This window comes from Homoserinimonas sp. (assembly GCF_056262345.1).
Map to the genome: position 1 here is coordinate 1 of NZ_JBACFR010000034.1, position 8,798 is coordinate 8,798.

General features: G+C 63.9%; 7 protein-coding genes. All 7 read right to left on the bottom strand.

Annotated elements, in window-relative coordinates; all coding sequences use genetic code 11:
- Window positions 1–1,205, bottom strand: a 1,205-nt coding sequence (locus AC062T_RS01595; protein ID WP_476026764.1) for a primosomal protein N' family DNA-binding protein, incomplete at its 3' end; no start/stop codon positions are given.
- Between the two features lie 2 nt (window positions 1,206–1,207).
- Window positions 1,208–2,404, bottom strand: coding sequence for a methionine adenosyltransferase (gene metK / locus AC062T_RS01600; RefSeq protein ID WP_476026765.1), 1,197 nt, complete (start codon window positions 2,402–2,404; stop codon window positions 1,208–1,210).
- A gap of 23 nt (window positions 2,405–2,427) precedes the next feature.
- Window positions 2,428–3,606: a bifunctional phosphopantothenoylcysteine decarboxylase/phosphopantothenate--cysteine ligase CoaBC gene (gene coaBC / locus AC062T_RS01605; protein WP_476026773.1), complete on the bottom strand. Its 1,179-nt coding sequence runs from the start codon at window positions 3,604–3,606 to the stop codon at window positions 2,428–2,430.
- A gap of 126 nt (window positions 3,607–3,732) precedes the next feature.
- Window positions 3,733–3,990 carry a DNA-directed RNA polymerase subunit omega gene (rpoZ, locus tag AC062T_RS01610; protein ID WP_108516525.1) on the bottom strand — a complete coding sequence of 86 codons (258 nt, stop codon included), beginning with the start codon at window positions 3,988–3,990 and terminating at the stop codon, window positions 3,733–3,735.
- Between the two features lie 22 nt (window positions 3,991–4,012).
- Window positions 4,013–4,927 (bottom strand): guanylate kinase, encoded by a 915-nt coding sequence (gmk, locus tag AC062T_RS01615; protein ID WP_476026767.1) that lies wholly within the window; start codon window positions 4,925–4,927, stop codon window positions 4,013–4,015.
- A gap of 9 nt (window positions 4,928–4,936) precedes the next feature.
- Window positions 4,937–5,800, bottom strand: a complete 864-nt coding sequence (pyrF, locus tag AC062T_RS01620; RefSeq protein WP_476026769.1) for an orotidine-5'-phosphate decarboxylase — start codon at window positions 5,798–5,800, stop codon at window positions 4,937–4,939.
- A partial coding sequence (gene carB / locus AC062T_RS01625; protein ID WP_476026771.1) for a carbamoyl-phosphate synthase large subunit occupies window positions 5,790–8,798 on the bottom strand: 3,009 nt, incomplete at its 5' end. The genes pyrF and carB, both read right to left, overlap by 11 nt.

Genomic DNA, 8,798 nt, shown 5'->3' on the forward strand with positions numbered 1-8,798 from the left:
CAGCGTGCGGATGCGCGGCAGTCCTCACACGAAAGCTGGGGGGCATATCCCGGTCGCGCGACCTGCACGAGGACGGGGCCTCGTTCCAGACCGGCGCGGGCCTCTCTCCACGCCGCTGACGGGATGCGTGCGCCGGCCGCGAGCCGGTCCTGCGATTCCTGCGCAGCCGTGGGGATGACCTTGGGCAACACAGCGCGCTCAGAGCCAACCTCGCCCAGCCACCCGAGCTCAACGAGCCTCTGGACTTCTGTGCTCCGCGCGTGGGAAGCGAAAATGAGGGCGCACTTTTGCTGTTCCTGTCTCACGAGCGCGGCATCCCGGGCATGGACGTAAGGAGACAGCGGCTCCGAATGGAGCGGATCGCCGTCATCCCACAGGGCGATCAGGCCGAGATTGCGAGCGGGCGCGTAGACAGCGGATCGATTGCCGATGATGACGAGCGGCTCGTCGCCACGGCAGGCGAGGATGCTGCGATACCGCTCTGGGTTGGACTGCCGTGCATCCATCCGCACCACACGGTTGGCCGCGACGACGCCAGAGAGCGCGGCCATCAGTTGATCTTGATCGCGATAGTCCGGCACAGCAATTATCGCGCTGAGACCCTGCGCAAGGGTGTGCGCTGCCGCCGCCGCGAGAGTGACCGCCCAATGACCCACCCAGCGCGGTTCCGCTCCCGGCGCTGCAGCATCCACCACTGATACGAGCCGAGGAACCGCATCGAGAGCAACCCTCTCCCGATCGTTAATCAGTGCCGCGATGCGCCCCGGGGCGAACTCCGGAGGCATGGGTGCGACAGGCTGCACATCATCCGTCGGCATGGTGCTCACACCTTCTGGCGACGCGAGCCAGGCTTTTTCGACGCGGACCTGCCGTTTGGGCACGGCGATGCGGATGATGTCGCTCGCGTTGCCCGCCGCACGATCGGCAAGCTTTCGCGCGAGTGCCCACACCTCGGGGGCGAGGATAGAGACCGGGGATACGACGGAATCTATCTGGCTCAGGGCGCCCGGATAGTCGCCGCGTTCTGCAATCTCGATCACATAGCCGTCGGCGACACGACCCGCAGATCTGAGCGGAACCCGCACCCGTACTCCGGCGGAGCAATCGGCGGCGAACTCCTCAGGAATCTCGTAGTCGAACAGCCGATCAAGCTGCGGCAGGGGTGAATCGATCAGGACCCGGGCAACCGGTGCCGAGCCCGTCACGGCTAGATGCCCGCGGCGGAACGCAGGTCGTCGACGCGGTCGAGTCGCTCCCACGTGAAGTCGGGGAGCTCTCGGCCGAAGTGACCGTAGGCCGCCGTACGGGCGTAGATCGGGCGAAGCAGATCGAGGTCTCGGATGATCGCGGCAGGCCGGAGATCGAAGACGTTGCGAATCGCGTCGATGATCACAGAGTCCGCGACTGCACCCGTGCCAAAAGACTCGACATAGAGACCAACAGGCGCAGCGCGGCCGATGGCATAGGCCACCTGAACCTCGAGCCTGTCGGCCAACCCCGCTGCGACCGCGTTCTTGGCCACCCATCGCATGGCGTATGCCGCGGAACGATCGACCTTCGACGGGCCCTTCCCGCTGAACGCGCCACCGCGGTGGCGAGATGCGCCACCGTAGGTGTCGACGATGATCTTGCGGCCCGTGAGGCCAGCGTCACCCTTGGGCCCGCCGATCTCAAACTTGCCGGTCGGGTTCACGAGGAGCGAGACGGCGGAGTCGTCTAGCCCCGCTTCGGCCAGCACGGGATCGATGACGAACTGTTTGATATCGGCCGTCAGGTTGCCGATTCCCACGCCGGGTGCGTGCTGAGTTGAGAGAACGACGGTGTCGATCGTTCGAGGAGTGTGGCCGTCGTATCCGACGGTGACCTGGGTCTTTCCGTCGGGGCGGAGGTAGTCGACGTGCCCGTCCTTGCGCATCTCTGCAAGGCGCTCCGCAAGCTTGTGGGCGAGCCAGATTGGCATCGGCATGAACGACGGCGTCTCTTTGGTTGCGAAGCCGAACATGATTCCCTGGTCGCCCGCACCCTGCGCACTCAGCTCATCAACCGCACTACCTTCGCGCTGCTCAAGAGCGTGATCGACGCCCTGAGCGATATCGGGCGACTGCGCACCGATAGACACGGTGACGCCGCAGTTGCTGCCGTCGAAGCCGACCTCGGAAGAGTTGTACCCGATGCGGGTGATGACCTCTCGCACGATGCCGGGGATGTCGACGTATCCGCTCGTGGTCACCTCTCCAGCGACGTGAACGAGCCCTGTCGTGACCAGCGTTTCGACGGCGACCCGGCTATGGGGATCCTGCGTGAGCAGTGCGTCGAGGATGCTGTCGGAGATCTGATCGCAGATCTTGTCAGGGTGGCCCTCGGTCACCGATTCAGAGGTGAACAGGCGCAGGGAATCATTCATAGGGGCAATGCCTTCGGTGTCAGTCAGAGGAGCACATCAAGAATACGGTCGGCCACTGACACCTTTGATCCAGCAGCCTCGGCAACTATATGCCCGGCGCGGTCGAGCACCGTAATGGTGTTGAGATCTGTTGCAAAGACCACGCCAACGCCCACGGTGTTGAGCACGAGAAAATCGCAGCCCTTGCGAGCCAGCTTCTGCCGCCCGAGCTCGAGGAGCTTTTCGGGGTCGTTCTCGGTCTCCGCTGCAAACCCGACGATTACCTGGTCTGGCCGCTTCGACGACGCGACTTCGGCAAGAATGTCAGGGTTCTTAACGAGGGTCAGCACGAGCTCGTCCCCCTGCGTCTCCTTCTTGATCTTGCCCTCAGCGACGCTGCTCGGTCGGTAGTCGGCCACAGCCGCAGCCATGATCACTGTGTCCGCGGTCAGCGCAGCCTCGATGACCGCATTCCGAAGCTCCCTGGCCGATTCAACCGACACGACGGTGACGGATGCTGGCGGCACGACTTCGAGATTGGCGGCGATCAGCGTCACGGTTGCGCCGCGGGCTGCTGCGGCGGTCGCAAGCGCCACACCCTGCTTGCCGCTGGATCGGTTTCCAAGAAAGCGAACAGGGTCGAGAGGCTCGCGCGTGCCACCGGCCGTGACAACGATCGACCGCCCGGCGAGGTCCTGGTCCTTAACCGCGGCGAGAGTTGCTTCGATGATTTGCTCGGGCTCAGCAAGTCGGCCCGGGCCGGAATCTGCGCCGGTAAGCTGACCGACCGCGGGGCCCACAACATGAAACCCGCGGGTGCGGAGGGTCGCCATATTGGCGACGGTGGCGGGGTTCTGCCACATTTCGGTGTGCATCGCCGGGGCGATGACGATCGGTGCGGTGCTCGCGAGCACGGTGTTGCCCAGAAGATCGTCCGCGATTCCCGCGGCAAGCTTGGCAATCGTGTTTGCCGTCGCTGGAGCTATCACGATCACATCAGCCGACTGGCCGATCGCGACGTGTCGAACCTCGGCGACACCCTCGTAGAGGTCAGTGTTCACAGGGTTTCTGCTGATCGCCTCTAGCGTGGGGCGGCCAACAAAACGAAGTGCGGCCTCCGTGGCGATGACGTGGACGTCGTGGCCTTCGAGGACGAGCCCGCGGACGACGCCGACCGCCTTATAGGCAGCGATGCCTCCGGTGATGCCCACGACAATGGTCAGGGCGGCGGGGCTCGTCGGCATGCGCACTCCTCAATCGGCGTAGTTCCGCAGGATGTCGATTCGCGAGGATACGGCCCCGCGGGGCCGGGCCTGCCGCGACCGAAGGGCGGGCAGGCCTACCGGGTGCTATTCGGCGAGCGGCTTGATAACGAGCTTGTCTTCGCTGATCTCGTGGAGAGCAACGGTGAGGGGCTTGTCGTCGATCGTCGAGTCGACGAGCGGCCCGACGTTGTCGAACAGGCTTCCCTCGTGAAGGTCTGCGTAGTAGTCGTTGATCTGGCGTGCGCGCTTCGACGCGAAGATCACGAGTGCGTACTTGGAGTCGACCTTAGAGAGAAGCTCGTCGATGGGGGGATCGATGATGCCCTGGGTGCGGTTGACCATTGTCGAATACTCCTTGTGGCCGTCAATCGGCCTTCGTGCTGCTGCGAGACGTAGAGATCAAGTCTACGACTTCCTGGGCCGCTTTGCTGACCGTATGGTTGACGACACGGTAATCGAACTCATCTTGGGCCGCCAGCTCGACCTTCGCCGTTGCGAGCCTCCTGGCCTGCTCCTCCGGCCCTTCCGTGCCGCGACCGATCAGTCTGCGCACGAGTTCTTCCCAGCTCGGAGGAAGCAAAAAGACGAGGATCGCCTCTGGCATGACCTTGCGCACCGACCGCGCGCCCTGAATATCGATCTCCAGGAGCACGCTCTGGCCCTGGGCGAGCGCCTCATCGATCGGCGGTTTTGGTGTGCCATACCGGTAGGCGTTGTGCACAGTGGCGGTCTCGAGCATTTGGCCAGACTCTTCGAGCCGATCGAACTCCTCGTCCGTCACAAAGAAGTAATTGACACCATCGACTTCTCCAGGGCGCGGAGCCCTCGTGGTCGCCGAGACCGAAAGGTGAACGTTGGGAAAGTTCTCGCGGATGTAGGTCGAGACCGTGCCCTTGCCCACGGCGGTGGGCCCCGCGAGAACGACAAGGCGTCCCTTCGTCGTCGGCTCTGTGTGCTCGCGCTCGGTCAACCAATTCTCCAGTCGTATTCTTTGGCGTCGTCCGAGGCCGCCGACCCGTTTTGAATCAGATATCTCAAGGCGAGACAACAGGGCCGCAACGCGAACCGGGCCGATACCCGGGATGCTCGTGAGCAACTCCGTAACCCGAAGGCTGGCCTCTGCCGAATCGGGGTCATTCCATGCCCGTCGCGCGACGTCGCGGGCGGAACGCTCCCCCGCACTGATCGCTCGTTTGATCTCAGCCCTCGCCCGTCGTGCGGCGACCGCAGCCCGCGAGGCGGCAGCACGGTCTACCTCGGGAGGCGTCAGGCTCGGCATTCAGCCATCCTAGGCACCGGATGCTTTCGATGCCGCTGCCCGAATCTCCTCGGAGTGCGCAGCGATGGCGCCAGCGATCCCGTCGGGTCCGGCCGAGAGGATGCTGCGGGATGCGCTCACGAGAACCGAGCGAGATGCGTCACCGAACAGGGTTCGAAGGTCAGAAAGCTGAGCCCCCTGGTGGCCAAACCCTGGAGCAAGAATGGGCATGTTCTCTAGGTCGCGTGGGCTGACCCCATAATCGTCGAGCGCTACGGTCGCGCCGAGAACGACGCCCGCAGAACCCCACTGATCCGGAGCCGTTTGCTGGGTCGTATTCCACGCCCCCAGCTCGCCGATGATCTGAGAAGACACGCTCGTGCCGGCGGAGGTCTTTGCCTGCTGGATGAGCGCGGATTCGGGGTTCGAGGTCGCGGCAAGAACAAAAACGCCCTTTCCGCTCGACTCGGCGAGAGCGAGCACGGCGTCGAGCGAACCGACACCCTGAAACGCGCTCACGGTCATCGCATCCGCCTCGAGCGGGCTGCCCGGCGTGAGCCATGCCTGGCCATAGGCCTCGACGCTCGTGCCAACATCCCCACGCTTCGCATCCGCAATCACGAGAACGCCCGCTGACCGAGCCGCCGCCAGAAGATCTTCGAGCACGGCGTACCCCGCCGAGCCGTGACGCTCGAAGAAGGCAACCTGGGGCTTGATGATTCCCGCAGCACCCTGCGCCGCGTCGAGCACCCGGAACGAAAAGTCCCGGATGCCCTCCGCGGTATCAGAAAGCCCCCACGATGAGAGCAGGTACGGGTGTGGGTCAATGCCAACGCACAGGCGACCTGTGCGCTCGACGGCCTCCTCGAGGCGGGTTCCGAATCTAGTCGACAAGCGCGAGCCGCTCTGCACGCTCCGCCGCATGCACCTGGAGAGACTTGACGTCGAACCCTTCGCGCATCGACTCGATGGAGGCAACGGCCGCGCCAACCTGCGCGATCGTCGTGTAGAGCGGGAGATCTGCAGCCACTGCTGCCGCACGAATCTCGTAGCCGTCCGCCCGAGCGCTGCGCCCGCTCGGAGTGTTGATGACGATGTCGACCTTTTGGTCGTTGATGAGGTCGACGATCGTTGGCTCTTCGCCGTCGGCGGCCCCGCCCTGGTCGTACTTGCGCACGATTTCGGCCGTAATGCCGTTGCGGCTGAGAATTTCGGCGGTGCCCAACGTTGCCAAGATCGTGAAGCCCAGCTGCTGTAGACGCACAACGGGGAGCACGATCGCGCGCTTGTCGCGGTCGGCGACAGAGACGAACACGGTTCCCGTGTGGGGCAGTCGAACGGACGCGGCTACCTGGCTCTTGGCAAACGCCTTGGGAAAGTTCGAGTCGAAGCCCATGACCTCGCCCGTGGACCGCATCTCCGGGCCCAGCACCGAGTCGACAATGCGACCCTCCTTGGTGCGGAACCGCTTGAACGGCAGCACGGCCTCCTTGACCGCAACCGGCGAGTCCATGGGAACGACTGCCCCATCGTGCTCGGGCAGCATTCCCTCGGCGATGAGCTCGGCGATTGTCGTGCCCACCATGATGCGGGCTGCAGCCTTGGCGATCTGGGTGCCCGTCGCCTTGGCGACGAAGGGAACCGTACGCGATGCGCGCGGGTTAGCCTCAAGCACATAGAGCACTCCAGCGCCGATCGCGAACTGAACGTTGAGCAGGCCGCGAACGCCGATACCCTCGGCGATCGCAAGAGTCGCCTCTTTGACGCGAGCGATCTGCTCGCGACCCAGCGTTACGGGCGGGAGCGTGCAGCTCGAGTCGCCCGAGTGAATTCCGGCCTCCTCGATGTGCTCCATGACTCCCCCGACATAAAGCTGCTCGCCGTCGTAAAGCGCGTCAATGTCGATTTCGACCGCGTCATCGAGGAAGCGGTCGACGAGGAGGGGGTAACCATCCGCGATAACGACCTGGCCCTCCATGCGTTCGAAGTAGTTCTCCAGCGAAGGGGTGTCGTAAACGATTTCCATGCCGCGACCGCCCAGCACGAACGAGGGGCGAACGAGCACGGGAAAACCGATCGATTCCGCGACGCTCACCGCGCCGGCAATGTCGATAGCGGTGCCGTTGCGCGGGGCAACAAGACCGGCGGCGTCGAGGATGCCCTGGAACAGTCCACGCTCTTCGGCCAGGTCAATCGACTCCGGTGACGTGCCGAGGATGGGTACTCCGGCCTCTTTGAGGCCCTTGGCGAGACCCAGAGCGGTTTGGCCACCGAGCTGCACGACAACGCCAACGAGTTCGCCGCTCGCGCTCTCGGCGTGGATGATCTCCAGCACATCCTCAAGCGTCAGCGGCTCGAAGTAGAGACGATCGGAGGTGTCATAGTCGGTAGACACGGTCTCGGGGTTGCAGTTGACCATGATGGTCTCGAAACCGGCGTCCGACAGTGCGAACGACGCGTGCACGCAGGAGTAGTCGAACTCGATTCCCTGGCCGATGCGGTTCGGTCCCGAGCCGAGAATGATCACCTTGCGGCGGTCACTTGGCACAACCTCGGTCTCCTGCTCGTAGCTGGAGTAGTGGTACGGCGTCAGGGCCGGGAACTCCCCCGCACACGTGTCTACCGTCTTGAAGACGGGGCGAACGCCGAGCGCATAACGCAGCTCGCGAACCTCAGCCTCGGGCAACCCACGCAGCTGCGCCACCTGGGCATCGCTGAACCCGTGCTCCTTGGCATGCCGAAGAACCCGCGCGTCGAGTTCTGCTGCGTCGGCGACATCCGCCGCCACCTCGTTGATGAGAACGATCTGGTCGATGAACCAGGGGTCGATCCCCGTCGCGGCGAAGACCTCTTCGCTCGTGGCGCCGGCGACAAGAGCCTGCTGCACCGTGATGATGCGCCCATCCGTCGGAACGGCTGCCACGGCGAGGAGCTCATCCTTGGAGCGGGCATCCCCGTTCCAGTGGAACGACGATCCGCGCTTTTCGAGCGAACGCAAAGCCTTCTGCAGGGCGGTCGCGTAGTTGCGCCCAATAGCCATCGCCTCGCCGACGGATTTCATCGTTGTCGTCAGCGTCGTATCGGCGGCGGGGAACTTCTCGAAGCCGAAGCGAGGAACCTTGACGACGACATAGTCGAGCGTCGGCTCAAAGCTCGCCGGGGTGACCTTGGTGATGTCATTGGGGATCTCGTCGAGACGGTAACCAATTGCGAGCTTCGCAGCGATCTTGGCGATCGGGAATCCGGTTGCCTTCGACGCAAGCGCGCTTGAACGCGATACGCGGGGGTTCATCTCGATCACGATCACGCGGCCCGTCGCGGGGTCGATGGCGAACTGGATGTTACATCCGCCCGTATCGACACCGACGGCGCGAATGATGTCGATGCCGATGTTGCGCAGGTTCTGGAACTCGACGTCGGTGAGGGTCAGCGCCGGAGCAACCGTGATCGAGTCTCCCGTGTGCACGCCGACAGGGTCGACGTTCTCGATCGAACACACCACGACGGTGTTGTCCGAAGTGTCGCGCATGAGCTCGAGCTCGTACTCTTTCCAGCCGAGGATGGATTCCTCAAGCAGCACCTCGGTCGTCGGGCTCTGGTGCAGTCCGTCGCTAACCATGCGCACAAGCTCTTCGCGGTCATAGGCGAAGCCTGAGCCGAGGCCACCCATCGTGAAGGACGGGCGGATAACGAGCGGGTAGCCGAGATCTTCGGCGAAGGCGATCGCCTCTTCTACGGTGTGGGCGATGTGCGAGCGCGCAACGTCTGCCCCGCATTCGAGAACAAGCTCCTTGAAGATCTGGCGGTCTTCGCCCTTGTTGATCGCTTCGAAGTTGGCTCCGATGAGTTCGACGCCGTACTTCTCGAGGATGCCGTGCTCGTGCAGCTCGAT